Consider the following 25,681-nt stretch of genomic DNA (forward strand, 5'->3'; position numbering starts at 1 on the left):
TTAATGGGTCAGGCTTGAGCAATGGGTGCGATAACCCAGGTCACGAGTGGCTCTTCGAGCCAGCCGACGCTGCGTACCTTTCGCGGCGTACAGGGCGCCACCAGGTGCTCGGGCGGGCAGGTGGCGATTGCTCGGCCCACCTCCATGCTCCAGGTTGCTCGCCGAAGCATGTTTTCCGTGACGGGAACGGAGAGCAGGGCGGTTCCTTCCAGTGTGTGCAGCAGTTGGTTGTCGTCGACTTGTTGGTGATCCAGGCGCGCGACTACGCGCATGCCACGGTCCCAGGCCAGGCGTTCCAGGCAGAAAAGGTTGTCGCGGGTGGTCAGGCCTGCGAAGGACAGCTGCTCTTTTTTCCAGAGGGGGTCCAAGTGCCGGAACCACAACGAGGTGAGATCGCCCTTGCTGCTGAAATGGCGCACTCCCAGATTTGCCCCCTGCGTACCGAAAACCTGGCTGGCACTGAAACGGCTGTCGCTGATAATTCCGCTAAGCATGGCTTGGGGACGAAGGCCCAGGGCTGTGCTTATGCCGCTGCTGCTGAGCATCGGCACGAGGCTGCTAACTATCCCTGCTTTAAGCAAAGTGCGCCTGTTCATTGGGGTATACCGCAGGTGCGGCTTGGCGAATTGAGAAAGGGCATACGGCAGGCTCCACGTATTTTTTGTTATCGCTACAGACACTCTAAGCGATGCGTGTGTCTGCCATGTTTGCGTCGTCGTGTTTGCCGAAGCACCTACCCAAAGATAGTGAGCGAACGGACTGCTATTTTGGGAATCATTGCGCTTCAAATGGTTGCGAGCGAGGCGCCATTTTTGTTGCTTGTTTTATATGCACAGAGAAGGGCGCGCAGGGCCGAGAAAATGGCTATTCGATTCTATCTTTGGATAGGTGCTCGACAGTCGTGTGCTCTCTAGTTTGGATCAAGGGATCTACTGATCCTATTGCGATACTGTAGAAGCGTGCTTAGCGGGCGCTTCATATAGGTCTCAAACAATGACCGGAGAACAACAATAATGAAGACCACGCTCCCCAACTTCCGCTTTGATTCGCGGAGGTTGGTAACCATTCCATTGTTTGCTGGCTTCGCCGCCATCGCTTCCAGCGGTGCGGCGCAGGCTTATGAGTTCGAGCTGGGCGAGATCGATGCTAGCTGGAACAACACGCTCAAGTACTCGCTGGGCGCGCGCACCAGCAGCCCCAGCGACAAGAATCTGCAAAACGTCAACGCTGACGACCCCGAGCACAACTTCGATCGCGGCGCGCTGATGATGAACCGCGTCGATTGGCTGACTGAGCTCAATGCCCGATACAGGAATTTTGGCCTTAGCCTGAGTGCCGCTGCGTGGTACGACAACGTTTACGCACGTCACAACGACAACGACTCGCCGGGTACGGCGAACCAATACTCTGTTCCCAACGATGAGTTCACCCACCAGACCGAGAGGTGGGCAGGCAGCAAAGTTGAGCTGATGAATGCATTCGTCTCGGGACAATTTACACCGTTTGATGTGCCGCTCAGCGTTCGTCTGGGGCAGCACACCTTGCTCTGGGGCGAGAGCCTGTTTTTCACCGACAACGGCATAGCCGCCGCCATGGCGCCAGTGGATGCGTACAAGGCGTTGACGGTGCCAAACACCAAAGCGCAGGAGTTGTTTCTACCTACCAAACAGTTGTCGATGAGCGTCCTGTTCGAAGGCGGCTGGACGGTTGAAGGCTTCTATCAGTTCCAGTGGGAGAAGACCCGTATTCCTCCGGCCGGCAGTTTTATTTCTTCGGCAGACATGGTGGATGAAGGCGGAGAACGGATCATCGCCGGTCCAGGCGTGTACTTTTATCGCGGTTCCGATGACGAGCCGGACGCCCCTCAGTTTGGTGTATCGCTGCGTTGGCGCCCCGAGTCACTCAACCTCGATCTTGGCCTTTACGCCATTCGCTATAACGACAAAACCCCACAGGTTGAAGTTGTGCCGTCGGGCGGCTTTGATCCTACCAACGGCTCCATCGGTGAGTACTTCCTGCGCTACCAGGAAAAGATCAAGTTGTACGGTATCAGTGCCAACACCTCGATTGGTCAGCTCAACCTGGGCAGTGAGATATCCTATCGTCAGGACGAGGCGCTTAGAGCTACTGGCAATGTGCTTAATCCAGAAGTGCTCGGCGACACCTTGCATGCGCAGATAAACGCCATCTACGTCGGCAACGGCGGTGCGTTGTGGGATGGCTACTCGTTGGCCGGCGAATTGGCGGCACACCGCCTGGTCAAGGTGACCGAACACAAAGAGCAGCGTGATGATCTTCTCGATGACACCGTATATGCGGTGCGTGGTTTGGCAACCTTTGACTACTACCAAGTCAGCCCTGGCCTGGATCTGCAGGTGCCGATCGGTCTTGGTTACAACTTCAAAGGTCGTTCACCCGTTTCGTCGGCATTCAACAACTACGGTTCGAACAAAGGCGGCGATCTCACCGTCGGCATTACCGGCATCTACCAGCAGGATTGGAAGCTGGGTTTGAACCTGACTCACTTCTTTGGCAGTGAAGGCAACAACTACTACAGCGGTCGTGATTTCGTCATGGCGTCGCTAACACGAACTTTCTAACGATACGGCCCATTCGAGGGCACCTTTAGCAATCTTTGTTGCGCAACTTGCTTGCCGCTTCAGTTAGCGGTGCAGGCCCCGTGCGCCCCCGATTTCGCATCAGGTGCTTGTTTACCTGGTACTGAATTGGGGCCGCAGCCCCGATACAAGGCATCCGGGCGGGATTTAATGCGTGGCGTTTTCATATTTAGGAGTCCATATGTCCAGAGACATTATCAACATGCTGCGCCAAGGCACCCCCGGCTATCACCCTGGATGGGGCGGCCCGGAATTTACCTCTTGGCAGGACGAGCAGTTGTCTTGGAAGTCGACCTGTTATGTCGGTGATTGGTCATTCCTGTGGGATGTCGAAATCGAAGGGCCCGACGCGCTGGAGTTGTTCCGCAAAACTGGCATAAACAGCGTCGAAAACTTCGCAGTAGGCCAGGCCAAGCACCTGGTGCAGTGCGACCAGAATGGCAAAGTCATTGCTGAAGGCATTGTCATGCGCCTGGGCGAAGAGCGCTTCTCTACCCAGGGCGGTACTGCATTCTGGTCAGCTTTCAGCATCGAAAAAGGTGACTACAACGCCAAGTGGAAAGAGATCCAGACCTTTCAGTTGCAGGTGTCCGGGCCGACCGCGCTGGCTGTCTGCCAGGCCGTTACGGGGCAGGAACTGCTCGATATCAAATTCATGCATTTCGGCGATGTGGTTATTGCCGGTCACCCGGTCAAGGCACTGCGTCAGGGGATGGCGGGCGAGATCGGTTTTGAGTTCCATGGTGCCGCTGAGCATCGGGATGCGGTCTATCAAGCCATTCTGGAAATGGGTCAAGCCCATGGTATTCGCCGGCTTGGCCGCCGTACCGCAATGATCAACCACCTGGAAGCCGCGTTCCCGACCACGATGTGGCATTTCCTGACATCCAACTTTAATGCCGAGAGTGAAGGGTACTTGGAGTTTATGTTCCGCAATTTCGACCTTAAAGGCGTTACACCGGTGCTCAAGGGCAGCTTTGAAGGTGAAAGCATCGACGACTACTTGCTCAGCCCGTATGAGCTTGGTTGGGGAAGAAGTGTCAAGTTCGATCATGAGTTCGTTGGTCGTGCTGCCTTGGAGCGAGAAGCGCCTAATCCACGACGTGCTCGCGTAACGCTCGAATTCAACAACGACGATGTCGTTGGGTTGTATGCGTCCTTGTTTGGTGAGGAAGCACCATTCGATTTCCTCGATATTCCCCACCCGCACCGCTGGGTGTGCTGGGCAGATGCCGTGTTGAAGGATGGCAAGCCTGCTGGCTTCTCTTCCACGCCTGGCTACAGCCTGCACTTTCGCAAGGTGCTGGCACTCGCTTTTATCGACACCGAATTGAGCCAGCCAGGCACCCAGGTCGAGGTGTTGTGGGGCAGCCCGGGTACCCGCCAAACCGTCATTCGCGCCACCGTTGCACCTGCACCGTACAAGCAGGACAAGCGTCGCGACAGCTTGGCCGATGCCGCACGCTGAAACCAACCTATTTCCCTTGCATATGGGCGACACCGTTCCGGTTGGCGTCACCGTATCAGTCTGATCGCGAGCATTGTGATGAACGGCAAATGGTTTCCGATAGTGATGATTTACCTCTTTGGTCTATTTGGCACGGCGGCCTTGGGCATGATGGGACCGCTGGCTGAAGACATAGGCCGTTTTTTTAGTGTTTCCGGGTCGACGGTGGGTGTCGCCATCGCTGGGCAACTGATGCCGTTGGCGTTCGCCGGTTTGTTGATGGGCTGGCTGATAGATCGCTTTGGACCAAAGCTTCTATTGATCGTCGGCTTGGCGGCCATGTGTGCAGGCAGCCTAGCCAATGCCATGACCACTGATTTCAATTTGCTGCGTGGCAGCCTGCTGCTGGAAGGTATTGCGTTGGTGGCCTTGCTGACTTCCGGACAGGGGTTACTGATGATCGCCACCACGGGGCGGCAACAGATTCAGGCGTTGACGCTATGGTCTACGGTCATGCCGGTGGGCTATGCCCTGGGGCTGCTGCTGGCCTCGCCGTTCGCGGGCCAATCGAATTGGCAGACGGCGTTCTATGTCCATGCAGGGCTAGCCGTGCTGCTTGTGGCAGGCGCTGCGTGGTTACCGGACGCCCGGGCTTTGTCAGTGGGCGGCAGCGTAATGGCCGTACTTCGTAATAGCCGTGTGGTGCGCTTCGGTCTGAGTCTCAGCTTGTCGGCGCTGGCTGGCGTCGGTAGCAGCGCGGTGGGCGCCTTGTACTTCAACAAAGTACACGAGCTCGATTTGAGTCTGAGTGCGCAGATCATGGCGGTGGCCAGCCTATGTGGCGTAGCCGGCAGCGTGGTGATTGGCACATTGCTTGCCAAAGGTTGGCGCAGTGGCGCCTTGTCTTTTTCGATCCTTCTGTCTGCCGTTGTTGGTGGCCTGGCCTTTTATTGGCCAAGTGGCGTGCTGCCGCTGGCAATTGCCGGTGCAATTGTGCAGCAGCTGTGCGTTGGCGGATTTATTGCGCTGGTTTATTCGCTACTGCCCAGGGCGCTACCAGATGCCAGCATGGCGGGCACCGCGGCCGGCCTGGTAGGGCAAATTACCGGCATTGGCGCGGGGCTTTCTGCGCCCTTGTTTTTTGCCGCCTTGGATGTTGGCCAATGGCTGTACTTCATATTGATTGTGGCGTTTGCCTGGGGCGCCGGTTTCCTGCTGCTGCCACCTGAGCGTCAGTCGTCGCCGAGTGTTTTTGACGCGGCCTGAATCGCCTCCTAAGAAGCTATTTTCAGCCGAGAGCCGGACCCGCGTCAGCGCGGTCCGGCGACCAAAAGTATAAAAATCTCGACACCACACTCAGCGCACCCTCAATGGGTTTCGGGCTGTCGGTACACGCGATGGGGGCAGGTATGTGGCACGCTGTGAGTAATTTTTCCGTAGGCATCAAGCTGCTCTGTGGCTTTGGCCTGACCGTTTTACTTGCGCTCGGAGTGGCTGGCGCCGGGTTTTATGGAATATTCGCGCTTTTTGAACGCGGGGATTTGATGACTGGTGTTGCCGAAAGTCAGATCCATCTTCTACGGGCTGAGGTCGCCCAGCAGAGCTACCGAATCGACGGTTCGCTGGACGCCGCCAAGCATGCAAAAGAGTCGTTGGAAGCCACTCAAGCACGGCTTGATGAACTCCTGCAGGCCCATCCCAAAAGCGCTCAGCGCCCGGCGCTACTTCAAATGAGGCAAGCGGCGAACAACTACCAGGTTCTGTTCGAAAAGTTGAGGACACGGCAGGAAATTGAATCGCCCAGCCCCGAAGAAATTGCTGCTCTTGATATCGAAGCGGCAAAGCTTTTAGAGCAAGGCTATGCTGCCTATTTGGCGCAAGGCAACGATATGCTCGTCGTCAGCCAGAAAATTCTTATCTTGTTGGGCACCAGCAGTACGTTGCTACTAATCGTCGCGACTTTAGCGGCGCTCGTATTGCACCGTCAGATTGTTCTGCCATTGCGTCGAGCGGTGTTGGCCCTGCGCGCCATCGCCGATGGTGATCTTCGCGCTGAATTCGACGTTACCCGCCGAGACGAGCCAGGCCAGTTGTTGGCCTCGATGCAAAGTATGACGCTGGCATTGCGAAGCCTGGTGGAGCGCATCGGGACCGGGGTGACGCAACTAGGCAGCGTAGCCACCGACTTCGCTGGCGTGAGCTCGGAAGCTGGTAAAGCCGCATGGCGGCAAAATCAGGAGGCAGAACAAAGTGCCTCGGCTATGGTTGAGATGACCGCAAGCGTGCGTCAGGTTGCAGGCAATATCCAACAAGCCTCAGAGGCAGCACGCCAAGCGGGTAGCCAGGCTAGTACAGGCGCTCATCTGGTAGCAGATGCAGTGGAGCGCATTGATAGATTGGCAGGAGGGGTAAAGGCGACGCGAGCCAGCATGCTTGATCTGGCGCGAGAAAGTGACCGCATCGGCAGCATCCTCGATGTCATTCGCGCGGTGGCCGAGCAAACCAACTTGCTAGCACTTAACGCTGCCATCGAAGCTGCTCGCGCAGGTGATCAAGGGCGCGGTTTTGCTGTCGTGGCCGACGAAGTGCGAGCGTTGGCTCGGCGCAGCCAGGAAGCTGCGATGGAGATCGCCACGACGATCGACTTGCTGCAACTGCTGACCAGGCAGGCCATGGGTCATAGTGAGCAAAGTCTGGGACAGGCGCATCAAGCAGTCGAACAGACGGGATTGGCGAACGCCGCGCTCAAGGCGATTACCGAGTCGGTCTCCCGGATTGAGGGAATAAACCAACAAATCACCGCTGCTGCCACCCAGCAAAGCACCGTTGCAGAGCAAGTGAGTTTTAGCGTGGTGCGCGTGCGAGATGAGGCCGAGGCCGGTGTAACCAGCGCGCGGGAAAGTGGGCGATTCAGTGATACGTTGCAGCGTTTGAGTGGCGAATTGAACCAGCTGGTTGGTGGGTTTCAGCATTAAGGTGCGCTCGTGCCACTCCACAGTACACGGTTCGCTTTAGGCCGGTGACGGCTACACGGGCGCCAGACCTAGACCAATAGTGGATCAATACCATCGCCTTTTTACTAGCTGAAGTTGATTTTCGAAACGTCAGCGCCCACTCGTCCTGAATCGACGATGCCACGAGGCAGGCGAAAGTCGTAGCGGATGGCGGGCTTCTGCGAGTCGGGAGCCTGTTCATCAATATATGGAGTCACTACCAGCTTCTGGCTGGTTACGCCAAATACAGTGTCTGAATCCAGATAGGGGTCGCCGTTCAAATATAGAGCTGTGACGAGTTCCGCGTAGCCTTCGGCGCTGATCAGGAAATGAATGTGCGCAGGACGGTAGCCGTGACGCTGCTGTGCCGTGAGCAACGTGCGAACCGGGCCATCCGCCGGCAGCGGATAACTTTTCGGCAGCACACTTGAAGCCCAGTATTTCCCATCGGCATCACAGGTAAACGATCCGCGCATGTCCATTACCTCTTGGCCGTGCAACTGAATGTCGTACCAGCCAGCCGCGTCCGTCTGCCAGATCTGCACGTTGGCGAAAGGGATCGGGTTGCCTTGGGTATCGGTGACATAGCCGTAGTACTGCACCTGTTCGCCGCCGTCGGTGTTGCGCGCCATTGATTCGCCGGGTCCATATTCCGGAGCATTTTCCCGATAGAACGGGCCCAGCACGCTGCTTTCAGTGGCCTGGTCAATACCGTCTTGGTCATTCAACAGATTCACTAGGCTCGATACCCCCAGTGCGTCTGAAAGCAGGATGAATTCTTGGCGGTCTGCGCTACACATTTTCCCCGTCGCGGTGAGAAAGGATATTCCGGTAATCCATTCTTCAGGCGTAAGTCGCACCTCACTGGCAAACGCGTGCAGGTGTTTCACAGCGCTCTGCATGATCTCGCGAAGGCGCAATGAGGGTGTATTCGACATTTGATCAATCACACTGCTAGTAAGGCTCTCAATACGTTCACTCATGCTTTTCCTCGGCCGAATTGGTCGTTGCTAGGGGCGGATATGTCCATTATGTAGACGGCCGAATGCGTTGACGCCTACCGAAAGATAGCGTCATGAAAACTGAATCGGCGAACGTTTTTTCGAGGCTATCTTTCGATAGGTGTAGGTAGGTGAGGGCACCAATAGGTTGGTGTCATCGGCTGAAAGATACCGTCGATGAGCGGTGGGACAACGCCGTATCACCTGCTTTTTTATGCAGGGACAGGTGATACGGCGAATGGACTGTCAGTGTCATGTCCGGGACATTGCTGGCGACATTGTAGGCCACTGCAATCAATAGCCCTGGAGTACATGAGTTCGTGACGGCAACAATTTCCTGCCTATGCACATACAACAAGAGAACCATGCGCATGAATAAGAATAAAATGGCTTCGCTGCTATTGTTTCCCCTTTGTTTGGCCACAGCTGCATCTGCCGCCGTTAGCCCCGACCAGGCTGCACAGTTGGGCAGGACTTTGACGCCTGTTGGTGCCGAGCGCGCAGGAAATGCCGACGGCACAATTCCAGAATGGACAGGTGGGTACGGTGCCAACAAGCCTGCTGGGCATGTGGCAGGTCAATTTGCTCCGGTACCGTTCCCGGATGACAAGTCCACGCTGCAAATCACCGCGCAAAACGCTGATCAGCACAAGTCGAAACTGTCTGAAAGCGTGTACCACATGCTCAAGAACTACCCAGACTATCGTGTCGATGTGTTTCCTACTCGTCGTACCGCTTCGGCTCCTCAATGGTTTTACGATTACGCGGCTAAAAACGCTGTGAACGCCAGTTCTTCCATAGACGGTCTGGCGATCGTAAATGGCTACGGCGGCACGCCGTTCCCGATCCCGAAAACCGGTGCCGAGGTTCTCTGGAACCATCTGCTGTCCTGGAAGGGAACCGCGGTCGACACGCTCTATCGCCTCTACATGGTGGACGGTAGTGGGCGTCGGTCGTTGACGTCGGTCATCGATATCAATGAGTTCTATCGCTACTCGTTGCCAGGGGGAGAGAAAGACTTCGATGGCTGGTGGTGGTGGCACCGCGCCAAAACAACCGCGCCGGGTCGCAGCGCTGGCGAAGCACTGATCGGTCTGTTCCCGACTGACTACTCCGCCCGGCAACCGGGATCGTGGCAGTACATGCCAGGCCAGCGTCGTGTTCGCAAACTGCCAAACGTGCAGTTCGATACCCCGAACTTCTATGTTTCCGGTCTGGCCCAGTTCGACGAAGCGTATGGCTTCTTCGGCTCGCCTGAGCAGTACGACTGGAAGCTGGTTGGCAAGCAGGAAATGTATATCCCTTACAACACCAACGCACTGTTGATGGCCGACCCGGAGCAAACCTTGGGCGCGAAGTTTATCGATCCCAAAGTCGTGCGCTGGGAGTTGCACCGTGTATGGGCAGTAGAAGGTACGCTCAAGGCTGGTAAGCGTAACGCCGCGCCCAAGCGCAAGCTTTATATGGATGAAGACAGCTGGGCCATCGTCATGTCCGATTTGTGGGATGCCCAAGGCAAACTGTGGCGTGGCGGCATTGGCTACACCAGCGTTAGCTATGACCTGCCAGGTGTAGTGACACTGCCTTACCAGAGTCTCGACTTCCAACAACAGGCGTACACCATTGCGGGGTACATCCGTAACTACACGCCGGTCGAGCCTCGCCCACGCTCCTACTTCACGGCTGAGTCGCTGACCCAGGATGCACTGCGCTAACTGGCAATCGATGGTCACCGGCGGCGTACTGCGTCGCCGTTCGCGGTTTGTTTATCGGGCGACAATCAGTATGAGCAAAATTAAATTCGGCAGATGGATGTTTGCTTTCCTGCTGGGCTGCTTATCGAGCCTATTGCACGCGGCACCGCCTGCGGTTCCGGAGGTTCTGCTACAGCCTGGCGCTGTTGCAGCGCATCCTGAAAAGGGCTTCTTCCTCAGTATCGTCAAGACGGGTGAACGCCTGGTTGCGGTGGGTGAGGGGGGACGGATCATTCTTTCAGACGACCTGGGGAAAAGCTGGCGTCAAGCCAATGTGCCAGTGAACGTTCTATTGACCCAGGTTCGCTTTGCTACGCCGGCTGAGGGTTGGGCAATTGGGCACCTAGGTGTGGTTCTGCACACCGCTGATGGTGGAGAAACCTGGCAGCTGCAACTCGATGGAATCAAGGCCGCGCAGATCCTGCTTGAAGATGCGCAGCGTAATGTAGCGCAACGAGGCGAGCAGGATGAACGGGCCTCGAAAGCCTTGAGCCAAGCGCAATATTTGTTGGAAGACGGCCCGGATAAACCCTTCCTGACACTTCAGCTCAATGATGGCCGTCTTTCGGTGCTTGGGGCGTTTGGTTTAGCGCTGCAGAGCGATGATGGTGGAAAAAACTGGGCGCCGTTGGCGATGGAGGCACTCAATCCAGGCGCTTTGCACTTCTATGCAAGCACCACCCAGCAAGCTTTGAGCCTGGTGGTAGGCGAGCAGGGGTTGCTGTTGCGAGGTGAAGGCGGCAACCACTATCAGCGCGTTGAGCAGCCTTACTCCGGCACTTTATTCGGCGTTCTTGCTACGCCTGACATCGCGTTGGCATATGGCCTGCGAGGGAATGCCGTGAAGTCATCGGACCGCGGGGCCACCTGGAAGGAAATCAACACCGGTGTCTCGGCCTCGCTGCAAGGCGGCTTGTCACTTGTCGATGGACGTCTGGTGCTGCTTGCGGAGAACGGCCAGGTGGTCCTGGGCGATAAGCATGGAGAGCATTTCAATGTACTGAACCGCCAAATTCTGCCTGCGGTGGACGCCGTGCAGGTGAGCGCCAATGACTTGGTGCTGGTGGGTCCGGTAGGCGTACAGACCCTGAGTCTGGCAGTAGGGGAATCCGCACAATGAAGGTTGATATCCAAGGTTCCAATGAGCCTTTTGATCCAAGCGCGGGTACATGGCTTGAGCGATTGCTGTTCAATCATCGTGCGCTGATCGTGATTCTTTGCTTGTTGGTAACGGTGGGCCTGGCTTACCAGACTCGTCATCTGGAACTCAATGCCAGCTTCAAGGCAGTGATTCCGAATGACCATCCCTATGTTCAGAACTACCTGGCGCATGAAGGTGACCTAAAAGGACTGGGCAACAGCCTGAGGGTCATCGTGGCCACTGATGGCAACACTATTCTCGACAAGGCGTACCTTCAGACGCTGCAACAGATCAACGACGAAATCCTGTTGCTACCGGGTGTCGAGCGCTCTTATATGCAGTCGCTTTGGACCCGTAGCGTTCGGTGGATGGCGGTTACGGAGGAAGGTATTGATGGCGGTCCGGTGATGCCAGATGCCTACGATGGCTCACAAAGTAGGCTGGAGGAGTTGCGACTCAATATTCTGCGTTCGGGCGAGATTGGGCGATTGGTGGCGTCGGACTTCCGGTCGAGTGCCATTGTAGTACCGCTGCTGGACTTTGATGCACAGGCCAAGCAGGCCTTGGACTATGGGCTGCTGTCGAAGCGGATCGAGGCTATCCGGGCGAAGTATCAGAAAGACGGCATTAGTATTCACGTGGTGGGTTTTGCCAAGGTCATGGGGGATCTGATTGACGGACTGGCGCAAATTCTTCTGTTCTTTGCCATCGCCGTATTTATCGCCACAGTCATGGTGTTCTGGTTTACCCGCTGCGTGCGGAGTACTGCTTTGGTGGTGGCCTGCTCGCTTATTGCAGTCGTGTGGCAACTCGGCTTGCTGCCGTTAATTGGATTCCGTCTGGACCCTTATTCGGTCCTCGTGCCTTTTCTGATTTTCGCCATTGGCATGAGCCATGGCGCACAGAAGATGAATGGCGTGATGCAGGACATCGGTCGGGGACTAAATCGCGTCGACGCCGCACGCAACACCTTTCGGCGTCTGTTTATGGCGGGTTTCACAGCCCTGGTTTGTGACGCGGTAGGGTTTGCGGTACTGATGTTGGTGAATATTGAAGCTATCCGCCAGCTGGCCATTACGGCGAGCATCGGTGTGGCGATTTTGATCTTCACTAATTTGATTCTGTTACCCATATTGTTGACCTTCACTGGCGTGAGCCCGCATGCCGCAGCCAGGGCGTTGGCGCAGGAGCAGCAAGCGCTCGGCTCGCCAAGCGGACTCTGGCTTTTCCTGGATCGCTTTACCCGTCGTAGTTGGGCCGCGGGTGCCATTGCGGCAGCCGTCCTGCTGGCCATAGGCGGGGCTGTAGTCGCCACCCATCTGCAAATAGGCGATCTGGATGCAGGAGCGCCAGAACTGCGCGCCAACTCGACCTACAACCGTGACAATGCCTATCTGACTGAACACTACGCTACCAGTAGTGATCTGCTGGCAGTAATGATCACCACCCCTGCTGACCAATGCGCCGATTATTCAACACTGGTGAAGATGCGCATGTTACAGCAGCGGTTGGGCCAACAGTCGGGCGTAGTTCTCAGTAATTCGTTTGCCGATCTCGCCCGCCAATTGGGTTCTGCGTTCAACGAAGGCAGCTATAAATGGGCGGAGCTGGTGCCTAACCAGCGGGTACTGAACTCTATCGTTACCCAGGCGCCGCGAGGCTTATTCAACGAGGACTGCAACTTATTGTCGTTGTACGTCTATCTGGCGGATCACAAGGCGGCCACCTTGCAGGCGGTGGTGAAAGAGGTTGAACAGTTCGCGACGGAAAACAACACCGACGACGTGAAGTTCCTGCTCGCAGCCGGCAGTGCGGGTATCGAGGCAGCTACCAATCAGGTGGTAAAGCACAACAACTACCTGATGCTCTTTGGTGTTTATACCGCGGTAATTGTTCTGAGCCTGATTGCCTTTCGCTCGTGGCGCGCGGTGCTTGTGGCAGTACTGCCGTTGCTGCTCACCAGCATTCTGGCCGAAGCACTGATGGTCGCTCTGGGTATCGGCCTTAAGGTCGCTACCTTGCCGGTCACGGCTCTTGGCGTGGGCATCGGCATTGACTATGCACTCTACATTCTCAGTGTAACGCTGGCCTGCCAGCGCGCTGGTGCCGGCCTTTCGGAGGCGTATGCCCGGTCGCTGCTATTTGTCGGCCGTGTAGTGACATTGACCGGCTTGACCTTGGCAGTGGGTGTAGCTACCTGGATGTTTTCGCCGATAAAGTTTCAGGCAGACATGGGGTTGTTGTTGGCCTTTATGTTCTTGGTGAACATGTTCGGCGCCCTGGTACTGTTGCCCAGCCTGGCCGCGTTCCTATTGCCAAGCTCTGATGAACGCGGTGCAGCTGCACCGGTGCGAAGTGCTGCGTCTCGTCGCAGCCGTACTTCATTGGAAGCGCGTGTATGAGCGCGATTTCTTACGATTTTTCCGATAAGACTGTTCTGCTAGTTGGTGGTACATCCGGTATTGGTCTGGCCGCTGCAAAGCTATTCACCGAGGCTGGCGCGTCCGTCACCATTGCCGGACCTGATCAAAAACAGGGCCAGGAAGTAGCTGCTGGACTGGCAGGTCATGTCCAGTTTTGCCTGCTGGATGTCCGTGACGAAGCGGGCGTCAGTCGCGTTGTTCAAAACGTCGTTGAGCGACATGGCCGGCTGGATATCGCCGTCAACAATGCGGGAGTCGAAGGGCCTTTTGGCGCCGTTGAGGAGATGTCGGGAGAGGACTACCAGCGTGTCCTCGACATCAACCTCAAGGGTATCTGGCACGGAATGAAATATCAGATCCGCCAAATGCGCGCGCAAGGCGGCGGTGTCATCGTCAACACCGGCTCCAGCGCCAGCCTATGCGCCATTCCGCAGGTGGCTGTTTACAGCGCTAGCAAACATGCCTTGGCCGGCCTGACCAAAGCGGCTGCATTGGAGCAGGCCAGAAACAACATCCGCATCAATGCGGTGGCGCCCGGTCCTGTGCGCACGGGGCTGTTGGACCGTATGGTTGGCGGCCACATCTCGTTGGACGACATCGCCGATAGAGTGCCCATGGGCCGCATCGCGGATCCCAGGGAGGTCGCGACAGCCATAGCCTGGCTAGTTTCTGACGGGGCGTCTTTTGTCACCGGCCACATCCTTTCTATCGATGGTGGCATGACGGTGGCTTGATTCCGCTCGGCGGTGTGGAAAGTGGAAAGGCTAGCGATGCAGGTTCCAAGGAGAGAATTGAGGACTGCCTCGATTTCAATTTGTGCTTGAACGTTTGAGTAAACCGGCCTTTCGAAAGATAGGTCCATTCGACCAGCGAGGAGGTTCAAATAACACCTCTACTTCTCTCTGAGTGGACTGAAATGAAAATAAAAACAATGTTTTTGATAGTGCTGAGCGTTGCGATCTTTGTCTTGGTTTCAGTGGATTCCTTCGTCAAACGACCGGTAACTATTCAAACAGCCGCTGCTGAGTCTCCGTGCGTAAACGCCAGCTATCCATGTCGGACGTTACCGGTTGGTTTTACCGGCTGGCCACACATACCTTGAAGGGCTTAGCGAGACTGATAGTTGCGTATGGCTTTAGTTAAATTTTAAGTCAATGGCAGCTGGTTTCGCTGAATAATGTAAGGCGCGTCACTAATTGATTGAGTGTATATCCTAGCATGCCATTTAGCGTGCCAGAGATAACTAGAAAGCGTCGTTTACCATTTGCATTTAGTAGGAGGCCGAAATGCCCAATGAGAAACTCATTTTGCTACTTTCCTGTCCCAACAAGGCGGGCATTGTCGCATCTGTGTCCAGTTATCTATTCGAGCAAGGTAGCAACATCCTCGACGCTCAACAGTTTGACGATTTAGACACCAACCGTTTTTTTATGCGGGTAGTTTTCGATGCCATAGATAGCCGCGCGCCGCTAGAGCTTGCGCATATTAAGGCAGGCTTCTCAGATATCGCCGACAAGTACCAAATGGAGTGGTCACTGCGGGCGCAAACCGCCCGAAAGCGAGTGATGCTACTGGTGTCGGGCTTCGACCACTGTTTGCGTGACCTGCTTTACCGCAGCCGCGTAGGTGAGCTGCAAATGGACATCTGCGCAGTGGTCGCCAACCACCCACAGGAACGGTATGCAGCCGTAGACCTGCAGGGCATAGCATTTCATTACCTGCCCGTGACGCCGCAAACCAAGCAGGAGCAGGAAGAAAAGCTATGGGAATTGGTGCAGTCGACCAACACTGACCTGGTTGTACTCGCGCGCTACATGCAGATTCTCTCGGACGACTTGTCCCGCAAGCTCGAAGGTCGCTGCATCAATATTCACCATAGTTTCCTTCCCGGTTTCAAGGGGGCTCGTCCTTATCACCAGGCTCACGAGCGCGGCGTGAAACTAATCGGTGCCACCTCTCACTTCGTGACCTCCGACCTTGATGAGGGGCCAATCATCGAGCAGGACGTGGAACGTATTTCGCACCGCGACAGTGCCGAGGATCTCGTGCGCAAAGGCCGTGATATCGAGCGTCGAGTTTTAGCTCGCGCACTGCGTGCGTACCTGGATGACCGTGTCATTCCAAACGGGCGAAAAACCATTATTTTCGAAGGCTGAACCAGCTCTTGTTTGCGACTGTGAGGTAAGAAATATGTTGCCCGAAAACTTTAGAAAGACCCCTGAAGGCTACTTCACTTCTCGTTGGGGAATGCCCGAGTACACCGACTGGCTCGATGAGAGCATGTCGTGGAAGAGCACATGCTACCTCGGCGATTGGTCCTTCCTCTGGCAGCGCCGTTATCGTGGCCCGGATGTGCTTAAGCTTTTTTCTGACACCTCGATCAACAGCTTCGCAAAGTTCGACATCTTGCAATCCAAACATGTGACCCATTGCAACAAGGACGGCAAGGTCATCCATGAAGGGATTCTGAGTCGCTGGGGTGAAGACGACTACATGTTGTTCGGGCGTGGTGGCTTCTTGATGGACTATTACTTGCGCAAGGGCACTTACAACGTCACGTCCGAGCCTGTGGAGGGTTTCAACTTTCAGGTCGCCGGGCCACAAGCCGCCGCAGTGATTTCCAAACTGACCGGCGTGTCACTCCACGACATCAAGTTTATGCACTCGCAGATAGTGACCATTGCCGGCCATGAGGTGTATGCGTTGCGCCAGGGGATGTCGGGAGAACCTGGTGTCGAGCTGCAAGGGCCTGCGGAAGTCGCCAAGGAAGTTTACGAGGCGGTGTGGCAAGTCGGACAAGCGTTTGGCATGCGCAAACTAGGCGGCCGCGCCGCGTTTATCAATCACTTGGAAGCCTGTTTTCCAACCATCATTACCGACTATCTGCCCGCTATCTTTAGCGACGACATGGCCGAGTACCGCGCAGAATTTGAGGCGAGCTTGCCCGCGTTTGCATCGACATTTAACGTCGCCGGCAGTTTTGAGGCAGATGATGTGAGTGCGTGGTACCGCAGCCCGGTCGAGTTGGGTTGGGGGCGCAACGTCAAATTCGATCACGACTTTGTCGGCCGCGAAGCGCTTGAAGCTGAGGTCGCCAATCCGCGTCGAATCATTCGCACGCTGGTGTGGAATCCGGACGATGTAATGCAGGTCTTTGCTTCGTTGTTCAAAAAAGGTGAGCACTACGCCTTTATGGAACTACCTCGGGACCAGCGCGGATTCATGTACGCTGACAAGGTGTTGCATGAGGGCCGCGAAGTAGGGGTGTCCACCTCTCGTGGTTACAGCTACTTCTTTCGCGAGATGCTTTCTCTTTGTGTGGTCGACGTGGCCTCAGCAGAGGTTGGCACTGATGTGACGGTAATCTGGGGTAACCCAGGCGAACCGCAACTGCCCATTCGAGCCACTATCGCGCCTGCGCCTTACAAAACCGATAACCGCCGTACCTGAGTGGTTAGCGAGTACTCATTGGAAAGACACATGTCAGCTCAATTGATCGATGGAAAGTCCGCTGCTCTCAAGTTGCGCGAGCAGGTAGCGGCCGAAGTGAAAGACTTTGCTCAGCAGCATGGCTACGTTCCGGGCTTGGCAGTGGTGCTGGTTGGTCGCGACCCGGCAAGCGACGTGTATGTGCGCAACAAAGTACTGGCAACCGAGGGGGCAGGGATGCGTTCTCTTGAATACCGCCTCCCTGAAAATGTCTGCGAAGCCGAATTACTGGCTCGGATCGACGCGCTTAACGCAGACGATTCAGTGCACGGCATTCTGGTGCAACTGCCACTACCTAAAGGTATTGATGTGAACAGGGTGATCGAACGGATCGATCCCGAAAAGGACGTGGATGGTTTCACTGTGACCAATGCCGGGAAGTTGGCAGTCGGGTTAGACGCACTCGTACCCTGTACGCCGGCTGGCGTTATGTTGCTAATCAGAAGTGTACGCCCGGAGTTGGCTGGGCTGAGCGCGCTGGTGGTCGGCGCATCGAATATCGTCGGAAAGCCGATGGCGCGCCTGCTGTTGAAAGAGCGCTGCACGGTAACGATTGCGCACAGCAAAACTACTGATTTGCCTGAGCGTTGCAAGCAGGCCGATATCCTGGTGGTTGCTACCGGTGTTCCACAAATGATCGAAGGGGAATGGGTGAAGCCCGGTGCTACGGTCATTGATGTCGGGATTTCCCGGATTAAACTGGAAGATGGAACGACCCGGCTTGTCGGCGATGTCGAGTTTGATAGCGCTCGTACGAGGGCAGGGGCTATCACACCGGTGCCAGGTGGCGTGGGGCCGATGACGATTGCGTGCTTACTCGCCAATACCTTGTTGGCGGCTAAGCGCTTTGCCGAATCCCTATCTCTTCAGCCCAACTGACTTTCACCCTGGTCATCAGCGCTGGAGTAGTGATTCTCGCGTACGGGAGACCCTCCGGTCCCTTCAGAGGCAGCGTAAGCTGCCTCTTTTTTTTGGGGGGCGCCAGGGTACCGGCCTGGGTTCAGCCCTTGAGCTGTGAGAAGTCTTCTTCAAAGTACTCTTGAGCGCCGCGTGTATCACTCTGCCGGCGCTGCACTTCCATTTGCCGCAGTTCCACCCGGCGAATCTTCCCGGAAATGGTCTTGGGCAACTCGGTGACGAATTCGATGCGCCGTACCCGCTTGTATGGCGCTAGATGCTCGCGGGCGAAGGCGAGGATATCGCTGGCGAGCTCGGCGCTGCCGGGTTCGTCATGGGCCAGGATCAGAAACGCCTTGGGCACGGCCAGTCGCAGCGGGTCGTGGCTTGGCACCACGGCGCATTCCACCACCGCCGGGTGCTCGATCAGCGCGCTTTCCAGTTCAAAGGGGCTGATGCGGTAGTCGGAGGCCTTGAACACGTCGTCGGCGCGGCCGACGAAGGTGATGTAGCCCTCTTCGTCGATCTGTGCGGTATCGCCGGTGCGGTAGTAACCGTCGCGCATCACTTCGGCGGTTTTTTCCGGGCTGTCCTCGTAGCACAACATCAGACCGAGTGGTCGCATGTCCAGCGGCAGGGCTACTTCACCCTCATTGCCGGGTATGCCATCGGGGTCGAGCATGGTCACCCGGTAGCCCGGCAACGGACGGCCCATGGAACCGGGTTTGAGCCGCTGGCCGGGTGTATTGCCGACCAGGGCAGTGGTTTCCGACTGGCCGAAGCCGTCGCGCAGCGGCAAGTCCCAGGTACGCAGGATCTGCTCGATGATCTCCGGGTTGAGCGGCTCACCGGCGCCCACCAATTCGCGCAGGCACAGGCGCGCCTTGTAGCTGGCAAGGTCTTCCTGGATCAGCATGCGCCAGACCGTGGGTGGGGCGCACAGGCTGGTGACGCCGTAGCGCTCTAGGGCGCCCAGTAGGGCTGGGGCGCTGAAGCGCGCGATATTGTGGATGAAGATGCAGGCGCCGGCGTTCCAGGGTGCGAAGAGGCAACTCCAGGCGTGCTTGGCCCAGCCCGGTGACGAGATGTTCAGGTGCAGATCGCCCGGCTGTAGACCGATCCAGTACATGGTCGAGAGATGGCCGACCGGGTAGCTCTGGTGGCTATGCAGCACCATCTTCGGCTTGGAGGTAGTGCCAGAGGTGAAGTACAAGAGCATCGGGTCGGTGGCCAGGGTGCGGCCCTCGACTTCAAACTGCTCTGAATATTTACTGGCAGCGCTGTGGGGGTCCAGCCGGGGGAGGACGGACCAACGCAAATGCGGCTGCAGCCTTCACCCAGCGCGCCGAACTTGTCGACATGGGCGCTGCCGACTACAAGGTGGCTGACTTGACCACGTTCGATGCGGTCGCGCAGGTCATCCGGGGTCAGCAGGGCGGTGGCAGGAATGACCACGGCGCCGAGTTTGAAGGCTGCCAGCATGGTTTCCCACAGGGCGACGTCATTACCGAGCATCATCAAGATACGCTCGCCTCGGCGCACGCCAAGGGCACGCAGGTAATTGGCCACCTGGTTTGAGCGCGAGGCCAGTTGCTGGAAGCTGTAGCGCTGTTCGCTGCCATCTTCTTCGACGATCCACAGGGCGTTGGCCTGGTTGCCCTCGGCCATGGCATCGAAGTAATCCAATGCCCAGTTGAACTCGTTAAGTTGCGGCCAGCGGAAGTCACGCACGGCAGTGGCGTAGTCGGTGCGGTGGGCCAACAAGAAATCGCGGGCCGTCAGAAAAGGAAGACAGTTAGTGTTCATGCAAGCCTCTATCGATCATGGCGATCGTCCCGGTACTAGGGGCGGTCAGCGGCCCATCGGGCCGGTGCGGTGGACGTTATTAAACGTGAGGCGCTTACGGGTACCAGATGGTGGGGAGACTGCGATAAGGATGAATGGCTTCATGATGAGTGCCCTTACTTATTGTTATTGGAGGCCTGATTCATGACAGGGGCTGACCAAGGCCGATGAATGGAGTATAGGGATGCGAAGATCAAACAAACACACGCATTAACCCCTGTTGATTGTGCAAAAAAGTCGCATGCTGTTGTCTGCCGCGCCCATTCCATGGGGGCTTTCAGCAGAGGGGTATTCATGGGGGCGTCAGGTTGAAAGAGTAGCGCAGGGAGCCTTTCTGAAATGAGCTTTACGGGACCATAAGCTTGTGCGAATTTGGGTGCATGCTTGCGCAATTACGCGGTAGGAATCCCAGTGCGAGACGCATGGCCCTTAACTGCTCGGTGCAGGTATCGCAGGAGTGAACCATGGCACAAGACTTTCAAATGACAACGGCTGCCGATCCACTTCACGAGGCCCGGCAGATACGACTCAAGCTGCTGAACGAGGGGCAGCTACCTCAGGGCGTCTTGCGCGAAGAAATAGACGCGTCCTGGCGTAGAAGTATGAGCTACGGGCTGAATTGTCTCGAGGATGAAACGGTCGCTCTGCAACAGGATCTCGACCTGAAACTACTACTGGCCAACAATCACCTTCTTATTGATGTTGTCACTCCCGAGTTGGAATACCTGATTAACCAGCAGGGTAAGAGTGGTTTGATAATCCTTGGCGACGCTGAGGCCAATGTTTTAGCTGTCGAGGGTCGAACCGAGTTCCTCAAGAGACAAGGTTTGCGCGACCTCAAGCCCGGCTGTTGCTGGAGCGAGTCTTTACGCGGCACCAATGCTATAGGCACTGCGGTGGTGGAAGGGCGCCCGACCTTGATCAATGGTGGTGAACATTACCTTGATTGTCTCAGCCGCTTTTCCTGCATATCGGTGCCTCTCAAAGACCCGCACGGCCGGGTCTTGGGTGTGCTTGACCTAACCCGCGACGGCATCATGCCTCATCCCCAGGACAGTCTGGCGACCTTGATGCTGGCGGCAAGTAATATCGAGAGTCGACTGTTCGGTATCTGCTATCCCGAACATTTGGTGCTGGCCTTCCACAACCGTCCTCAGTATCTCAGTTCTGCCTGGCAAGGGTTGCTAGTGCTAAGTATCGACGGTGATGTGCTGGCAGCCAACGAGCAGGCCTGTAGTCTGTTGCAGACGACGCGCCAAGCCTTGATTGGACTCAACAGCAACGACCTGTTGGGCTGTCTCTCTCTGCAATTCATCGCGCGCTTGATGCAAGGTGGGGTGAGTAGCGCACATGCTGCAAAGGGCGAGTTTTTCTTCAAGGCTCTTCAGGTGCCTCGGCATACCAGTGTCGCCGGCGCCGTGTCGGCGCCCCGTTCCCCAGTTGCCAAGCCCCAGGTGCTCGACGAGTTGGCCGGTGGCGATAACCGTTTAGCTCGCGCCCTGCGCATGGCCCATCAGGGCATGGTCGGCAATCTGCCGGTATTGCTGTTGGGCGAGACTGGGACAGGTAAAGAAGTTGTGGCGCGCGCCCTTCATCAGGCAAGCAAACGGGCAGAAAAACCTTTTGTAGCGGTCAACTGTGCGGCCATCCCTGAGGGCCTGATCGAGTCGGAGCTGTTTGGCTATCGCGAAGGTGCCTTTACCGGTTCGCGCCGGGGCGGGATGGTCGGGCGCCTGCAACAGGCCCATGGAGGCACATTGTTTCTCGATGAAATCGGCGACATGCCGCTGGCCTTGCAGGCCCGTTTACTCAGAGTATTGCAGGACCGCAAAGTCGCGCCGCTGGGCGCTGGAGAAGAGCAAGATATCGACATCGCGCTGATTTGCGCCACCCACAGAGACCTCAAATATTTGGTGGAGAGCAGGCAATTTCGCGAGGACCTTTTCTATCGGCTCAATGGCATCAGCGTGATGTTGCCAGCACTGCGCATGCGTAAGGATTTCAGCATTTTAGTGAACCACCTTCTGGGCAAATTGGGCGCTCCTACGGTCAAGCTCCGAGAAGACTTGAGTGCGTTGTTGAGCGGTTACCGCTGGCCAGGCAACATTCGTCAATTGGAGATGGTTTTGCGCACCGGACTGGCCATGCGTGAAGACGGCGAGTTTGAATTGACCCCGGAACATCTGCCCGACAGCGTGCTCGATGAGTTGAACAGCAACGATCGGCCCCAGACCGGCAGTATTCGCGAGAATGAACTAGAGATGATCCGCCAGTCGCTGGACAGCCATCAAGGTAACGTGTCGGCCGCCGCCGACGCCCTGGGCATCAGCCGCGCGACCCTGTATCGCAAGCTTAAACAGCTGCGCTCATGATGCTGCGTTTGATCGTTCGGCTGATCGACAGCCAGGACTCTGCGGACTTGCAAGCGGCGTTGCGCTGGCTCTACAGCTTCGTGCGCCCGCACCGGTTGGCGATTGCCGGGCTGCTTGGCCTATCGGTCTGCGCCTCGTCGCTGGTATTGGTGCAACCTTGGCTGACCAAGCTGCTGATCGATGACGGCCTGCTGGCCCGCAATTTTTCGATGTTGGTGCTGGTCGCCGGGTTGATGATTGCCGCCGGGCTGCTGGGTACGGCGTTGTCAGGCGTCAATCGATACCTGCACACGCGATTGTCCGGACGGATTCTGTTTGCCCTGCGTGATGACCTTTATCGGCATCTGCAGACGCTCTCGCCGAGTTTCTACGGCCAACGGCGAATCGGCGATTTGATGTCGCGTCTCGATGGCGATGTCGCGGAGATCCAGCGCTTTGCCGTGGACTCGCTGTTCTCCGCGGTGTCGAGCGTGGTCGGCCTGGTGGTCGCGGTGGCGATGTTGGTGACCCTGTCCTGGAAACTCTCGCTGCTCGCCTTGGTACTGATTCCACTCGACGTGCTCTGGCTACGCTGGATGCGGCGCAAGGTCGAACGCGATGTCCGGCAGTTGCGCGAGCGTTCGGCGGACATGTCCTCGTTCATGGTCGAGACCTTGCCGGTGATGAAGTTCATCCAATCCGCCGGCCAGCAACAGCGCGAGGCGCGGCGGCTGGACACGTTGGGCCAGGGATATATGAGCCAGCTCTTGCGCCTGCAAGTCACCGAGTTTTTCACTCAAGCGGTGCCCGGCACCCTGATGTCGTTGGCGCGGGCCTGCGCGTTTCTGATCGGCGGTTACTGGGTCGTGCAAGGGACTTGGCAGTTGGGCGCGCTGATCGCATTCTCGACGTACCTGGGGATGGCGGTCGGCCCGGTCCAGAGCCTGCTTGGGCTCTACGTAGCGATTCAGCGGATGACCGTCAGTCTTGGGCGAGTGATGGAGTTGCGCGGTGAAGCGCCGACCGTTCTTACCCCGATCACGCCGCAGCCGTTACCGGCTTCTGGCGAGTTGCGTTTCGATAACGTGCACTTCAGCCATCCCGGTCGGCCGACCACCTTGCGTGGTGTTGAAGCGCGAATTCCCTACGGTTTGAAAGTTGCCCTGAGCGGCGGCTCGGGTGTCGGTAAATCGACCCTGATCGATCTGCTGCAACGGCACCATGATCCGCAGTCCGGTCGGGTCTTGCTGGGAGAGGTCGATCTGCGGGAACTGGACCTGTTCCAACTGCGCCGGCGCATCGCCGTGGTCAGCCAGGACATCGTGCTGTTTCGCGGCAGCCTCGCCGACAACCTGGCCTACGCCGTGCCGGACGCTAGCCGCCAAGCCATCGCCGAAGTGGCGCGGCTGGCGCAGCTCGACAGTCTAATCGAGTCACTGCCAGAAGGCCTCGACAGCCCTTTGGGCGAGCGTGGCCAGCAACTGTCCGGTGGACAGAAACAGCGCATCGCCATCGCCCGGGCGCTGTTGCAGGATCCGTTGATTCTGGTGCTGGACGAAGCCACCTCGGCGGTCGACGAAGCCACCGAGCGCGAAGTGATCGAGGCCATTGACCGACTGTTCGCCGGGCGCACGCGGATCCTGATCAGCCACCGCCCCTCGACCCTGGCTGATGCCGATCTGCGCTTTGAACTGCTCAATGGCGTGCTCACATCAGACGCGGTGCAACATGAAGCCTGAACTGCGGATTGGCGTGGTGGACAGTGGTCATTCGCCAGCGCAACGGGTGCGAGTCATTGCCGGCAGACGATTCTCGCTGCAGGAGGATCGCCTGGCCGAAAGCGATTTACGCGATGATCCGCTGGGCCACGGCGGCGCGGTGATCGAGGCCATCAGCCAACGGGCGCCGGCGGCGGTTTTTTGCGTAGCCCAGGTGTTTGACCAGCGCGGCGTCACCAGCGCCTTGCAGATCGCCACCGCCATCGACTGGCTGGTGGCGCAGGACGTGCGGTTGATTAACCTGAGCCTCGGTTTGCGGCAGGATCGCAGCCTGTTGCGTGAAGCCTGCGCCGCGGCGGTGGCGCGGGGCATTTTGCTGTGTGCGTCCAGCCCGGCCCAGGGCGAAGGGGTGTTCCCGGCCAAGTATCCGCAGGTGCTGCGGGTCACCGGCGACGCTCGTTGCACCGAGCAGCAATGGTCGTGGCTCAAGAGCGCCCAGGCAGATTTTGCCGCGTGTGTTCACGGTATCTATCCGGGGCAGTCGGGTGCGAGCATAGGCTGTGCGGCATTGAGCGGGCACATTGCGAGTTTTCTCGTTGAAAATCCCGAGGCGAGTAATCAATACGTTGTCGAGTGGCTGCAGAAGAACGCCCATTATCACGGCCCTGAACGGCGCGTCGGCCCATGAAGCCGATTGTGATTCTCGGCGCTGGACCTGCGGGGGCTGCGGTGGCTCTGGGGCTGCGGCGACTCGGATTCCCCGTAACGCTGGTCAGCGAGTGGCGGCGCTTCGCGGCGCTGGAAGGGGTTTCGGCGCGGGTGCTGGATGCGTTGCGCGGTGCAGGGCTGCATCAAGCGTTGACGGATGCGGCGCAGCCTTCCCAACGGCAGGTGTCCTGGAACGGTCAGCAGCATGCGCAGAACATAGAGTTTCTACTCGATCGTCCGAGCTTCGATCGAGGCTTGCGCGAGGATTTGCGGATGGCCGGCGTCGAGTTGATCGAAGACCGAGTACTCGCGGTGCAATCCCACGCTTCGGGGCATCGAATCGAACTGCAAGGGCGCGAAGCGCTGCTCGCGGATTTCCTGGTGGAGGCTCGTGGACGCCAGGCGCCCGCCCTTGGCAAAGGCCTGAGGGGGCCAGAGACAGTCAGTTTGCTCATTCGCTGGCAAGGTGCGCCGGGTATCGTTGCCAGCGCGGTGGAAAGTCTTGAGGATGGCTGGGCCTGGATGGCGCGTCGGGCTGACGGCCAGTGCTATTGGCAATGGACAGTGGACGTGGCCAGTGCCGGGTTGCCAGGGAAGGCGCTGTTACTCGACTACTGCAGTCAGCGGCGCCGGCAGTCGGCACTGGCCCGGGCGTTTTTCGGGGATGCACCGCCTACCAATCTGCACCTGCATGCCCGCAGCAGCACGGCGATTTTGTGCCCGCAGGTCTGTGGCGATAACTGGATTCGGGTCGGGGATGCCGCCATGGCAGTGGATCCGCTGTCGGGTAATGGCATCTTCCAGTCATTGTCTTCGGCGTTGCAGGCGCCTGCGGTGGTCAACACGCTGTTGCGCAAACCTGAGCGGTCATTGCTGGCACAGCGTTTTCATCAGCGGCGGGTCGAGCAGTTGTTTTTACGCTTCGCGCGCATTGGCCGGGACTTTTATGCCGATGAGCAGCGTTGGCCGGACCAGCCGTTCTGGCAGGCGCGGCGGCAGTGGCCAGATGCTGAGGTTGCCCACGCCGAGGCGGATTTCGGCACATTGAGGATTGAATCTGCACCGGTGCTCAGGGATGGGTTTGTGGACGAGGCCGAGGTGGTGATCACGGCGGATCAGCCGCTCGGTGTCTGGCATCTGCAAGGGGTCGAGTTGGCACCGTTGGTGAGGCGGTTGCGCAGCGAACCGGCCGAGCGGGTGTTGGAGGGGTTGACGGCGGATCAGGGGAAGCTAGTTCGGGGGTGGTTGTTGGGGCAAGGGTTCAGACCCTGACGTGCTGCTTGTCCGGGCTGGCCC

17 protein-coding genes and 1 pseudogene are annotated in these 25,681 nt (G+C 57.6%); 15 read left to right on the forward strand and 3 right to left on the reverse strand.

The window, feature by feature from the left end; all coding sequences use genetic code 11:
- Positions 1–8 precede the first annotated feature (8 nt).
- The gene (locus PCOSP_RS11750; RefSeq protein ID WP_464711330.1) at positions 9–545 is read right to left on the reverse strand and encodes a hypothetical protein; all 537 of its coding nucleotides are present in this window, start codon (positions 543–545) and stop codon (positions 9–11) included.
- 468 nt (positions 546–1,013) lie between these two features.
- Between PCOSP_RS11750 and PCOSP_RS11755 the strand changes: the two genes are divergently transcribed.
- From PCOSP_RS11755 to PCOSP_RS11770, 4 genes are all read left to right on the forward strand, one after another.
- Positions 1,014–2,600 (forward strand): DUF1302 domain-containing protein, encoded by a 1,587-nt coding sequence (locus PCOSP_RS11755; protein ID WP_464711331.1) that lies wholly within the window; start codon positions 1,014–1,016, stop codon positions 2,598–2,600.
- Positions 2,601–2,799: 199 nt separating this feature from the next.
- Positions 2,800–4,086, forward strand: a complete 1,287-nt coding sequence (locus PCOSP_RS11760) for a glycine cleavage T C-terminal barrel domain-containing protein (protein WP_464711333.1) — start codon at positions 2,800–2,802, stop codon at positions 4,084–4,086.
- Positions 4,087–4,164: 78 nt separating this feature from the next.
- Complete coding sequence (locus PCOSP_RS11765; RefSeq protein ID WP_464711335.1) at positions 4,165–5,331, forward strand: MFS transporter; 1,167 nt, start codon at positions 4,165–4,167, stop codon at positions 5,329–5,331.
- Between the two features lie 623 nt (positions 5,332–5,954).
- Positions 5,955–7,040 (forward strand): methyl-accepting chemotaxis protein, encoded by a 1,086-nt coding sequence (locus PCOSP_RS11770; RefSeq protein ID WP_464711917.1) that lies wholly within the window; start codon positions 5,955–5,957, stop codon positions 7,038–7,040.
- 104 nt (positions 7,041–7,144) lie between these two features.
- On the opposite strand, the gene PCOSP_RS11775 is transcribed toward PCOSP_RS11770, so the two are convergent.
- Positions 7,145–8,041, reverse strand: coding sequence for a dioxygenase family protein (locus PCOSP_RS11775; RefSeq protein WP_464711337.1), 897 nt, complete (start codon positions 8,039–8,041; stop codon positions 7,145–7,147).
- A 389-nt stretch (positions 8,042–8,430) separates the two neighbouring features.
- On the opposite strand from PCOSP_RS11775, the gene PCOSP_RS11780 reads away from it, so the two are divergent.
- The 7 genes from PCOSP_RS11780 to folD all read left to right on the forward strand — a co-directional run bounded on the left by PCOSP_RS11780 (position 8,431) and on the right by folD (position 17,745).
- Positions 8,431–9,774, forward strand: coding sequence for a DUF1329 domain-containing protein (locus tag PCOSP_RS11780; protein WP_464711339.1), 1,344 nt, complete (start codon positions 8,431–8,433; stop codon positions 9,772–9,774).
- Positions 9,775–9,844: 70 nt separating this feature from the next.
- Entirely contained in the window at positions 9,845–10,933 is a 1,089-nt protein-coding gene (locus tag PCOSP_RS11785; RefSeq protein ID WP_464711341.1) for a YCF48-related protein, read from the forward strand.
- The gene (locus tag PCOSP_RS11790) at positions 10,930–13,356 is read left to right on the forward strand and encodes an efflux RND transporter permease subunit (RefSeq protein WP_464711343.1); all 2,427 of its coding nucleotides are present in this window, start codon (positions 10,930–10,932) and stop codon (positions 13,354–13,356) included. Before PCOSP_RS11785 ends, PCOSP_RS11790 begins: the two co-directional genes overlap by 4 nt.
- Complete coding sequence (locus PCOSP_RS11795; RefSeq protein ID WP_464711345.1) at positions 13,353–14,111, forward strand: SDR family NAD(P)-dependent oxidoreductase; 759 nt, start codon at positions 13,353–13,355, stop codon at positions 14,109–14,111. The genes PCOSP_RS11790 and PCOSP_RS11795 overlap by 4 nt, the downstream gene beginning before the upstream one ends.
- Positions 14,112–14,663: 552 nt before the next feature.
- Positions 14,664–15,533: a formyltetrahydrofolate deformylase gene (purU, locus tag PCOSP_RS11800; RefSeq protein ID WP_464711346.1), complete on the forward strand. Its 870-nt coding sequence runs from the start codon at positions 14,664–14,666 to the stop codon at positions 15,531–15,533.
- Between the two features lie 34 nt (positions 15,534–15,567).
- Positions 15,568–16,827, forward strand: coding sequence for an aminomethyltransferase family protein (locus PCOSP_RS11805; protein WP_464711347.1), 1,260 nt, complete (start codon positions 15,568–15,570; stop codon positions 16,825–16,827).
- A 30-nt stretch (positions 16,828–16,857) separates the two neighbouring features.
- Entirely contained in the window at positions 16,858–17,745 is an 888-nt protein-coding gene (gene folD / locus PCOSP_RS11810; RefSeq protein WP_464711349.1) for a bifunctional methylenetetrahydrofolate dehydrogenase/methenyltetrahydrofolate cyclohydrolase FolD, read from the forward strand.
- Between the two features lie 121 nt (positions 17,746–17,866).
- Here the strand turns inward: folD and PCOSP_RS11815 are convergent.
- Positions 17,867–19,569: pseudogene (locus tag PCOSP_RS11815) on the reverse strand (AMP-binding protein).
- Between the two features lie 503 nt (positions 19,570–20,072).
- Here PCOSP_RS11815 and PCOSP_RS11820 point away from each other — a divergent pair.
- Genes PCOSP_RS11820 through qhpG form a run of 4 tightly spaced genes read left to right on the forward strand, consistent with a single transcriptional unit; the run spans position 20,073 to position 25,657 of the window.
- Entirely contained in the window at positions 20,073–21,980 is a 1,908-nt protein-coding gene (locus PCOSP_RS11820) for a sigma-54-dependent Fis family transcriptional regulator (protein WP_464711351.1), read from the forward strand.
- On the forward strand, positions 21,980–23,698 hold the full coding sequence (locus PCOSP_RS11825) for an ABC transporter ATP-binding protein (RefSeq protein ID WP_464711919.1): 1,719 nt from the start codon (positions 21,980–21,982) through the stop codon (positions 23,696–23,698). Before PCOSP_RS11820 ends, PCOSP_RS11825 begins: the two co-directional genes overlap by 1 nt.
- A complete protein-coding gene (gene qhpE, locus PCOSP_RS11830) occupies positions 23,688–24,365 on the forward strand; it encodes a subtilisin-like serine protease QhpE (protein ID WP_464711352.1) in 678 nt (225 codons plus the stop codon). The genes PCOSP_RS11825 and qhpE overlap by 11 nt, the downstream gene beginning before the upstream one ends.
- On the forward strand, positions 24,362–25,657 hold the full coding sequence (gene qhpG / locus PCOSP_RS11835; RefSeq protein WP_464711354.1) for a flavin-dependent monooxygenase QhpG: 1,296 nt from the start codon (positions 24,362–24,364) through the stop codon (positions 25,655–25,657). The genes qhpE and qhpG overlap by 4 nt, the downstream gene beginning before the upstream one ends.
- Positions 25,658–25,681 lie beyond the last annotated feature (24 nt).

This window comes from Pseudomonas sp. MAFF 730105 (assembly GCF_055380705.1).

What these genes read in the sequence shown, in the direction of transcription:
- purU (WP_464711346.1), top strand. Translation starts at nt 14,664, where the DNA reads ATGCCCAATGAGAAACTCATTTTGCTACTTTCCTGTCCCAACAAGGCG.
- PCOSP_RS11770 (WP_464711917.1), top strand. Translation starts at nt 5,955, where the DNA reads ATGCTCGTCGTCAGCCAGAAAATTCTTATCTTGTTGGGCACCAGCAGT.
- PCOSP_RS11785 (WP_464711341.1), top strand. Translation starts at nt 9,845, where the DNA reads ATGAGCAAAATTAAATTCGGCAGATGGATGTTTGCTTTCCTGCTGGGC.
- PCOSP_RS11805 (WP_464711347.1), top strand. Translation starts at nt 15,568, where the DNA reads ATGTTGCCCGAAAACTTTAGAAAGACCCCTGAAGGCTACTTCACTTCT.
- PCOSP_RS11755 (WP_464711331.1), top strand. Translation starts at nt 1,014, where the DNA reads ATGAAGACCACGCTCCCCAACTTCCGCTTTGATTCGCGGAGGTTGGTA.
- PCOSP_RS11795 (WP_464711345.1), top strand. Translation starts at nt 13,353, where the DNA reads ATGAGCGCGATTTCTTACGATTTTTCCGATAAGACTGTTCTGCTAGTT.
- PCOSP_RS11760 (WP_464711333.1), top strand. Translation starts at nt 2,800, where the DNA reads ATGTCCAGAGACATTATCAACATGCTGCGCCAAGGCACCCCCGGCTAT.
- qhpE (WP_464711352.1), top strand. Translation starts at nt 23,688, where the DNA reads ATGAAGCCTGAACTGCGGATTGGCGTGGTGGACAGTGGTCATTCGCCA.
- PCOSP_RS11790 (WP_464711343.1), top strand. Translation starts at nt 10,930, where the DNA reads ATGAAGGTTGATATCCAAGGTTCCAATGAGCCTTTTGATCCAAGCGCG.
- folD (WP_464711349.1), top strand. Translation starts at nt 16,858, where the DNA reads ATGTCAGCTCAATTGATCGATGGAAAGTCCGCTGCTCTCAAGTTGCGC.
- PCOSP_RS11765 (WP_464711335.1), top strand. Translation starts at nt 4,165, where the DNA reads ATGAACGGCAAATGGTTTCCGATAGTGATGATTTACCTCTTTGGTCTA.
- PCOSP_RS11780 (WP_464711339.1), top strand. Translation starts at nt 8,431, where the DNA reads ATGAATAAGAATAAAATGGCTTCGCTGCTATTGTTTCCCCTTTGTTTG.
- PCOSP_RS11825 (WP_464711919.1), top strand. Translation starts at nt 21,980, where the DNA reads ATGCTGCGTTTGATCGTTCGGCTGATCGACAGCCAGGACTCTGCGGAC.
- PCOSP_RS11820 (WP_464711351.1), top strand. Translation starts at nt 20,073, where the DNA reads ATGGCACAAGACTTTCAAATGACAACGGCTGCCGATCCACTTCACGAG.
- PCOSP_RS11775 (WP_464711337.1), bottom strand. Translation starts at nt 8,041, where the DNA reads ATGAGTGAACGTATTGAGAGCCTTACTAGCAGTGTGATTGATCAAATG.
- qhpG (WP_464711354.1), top strand. Translation starts at nt 24,362, where the DNA reads ATGAAGCCGATTGTGATTCTCGGCGCTGGACCTGCGGGGGCTGCGGTG.
- PCOSP_RS11750 (WP_464711330.1), bottom strand. Translation starts at nt 545, where the DNA reads ATGCTCAGCAGCAGCGGCATAAGCACAGCCCTGGGCCTTCGTCCCCAA.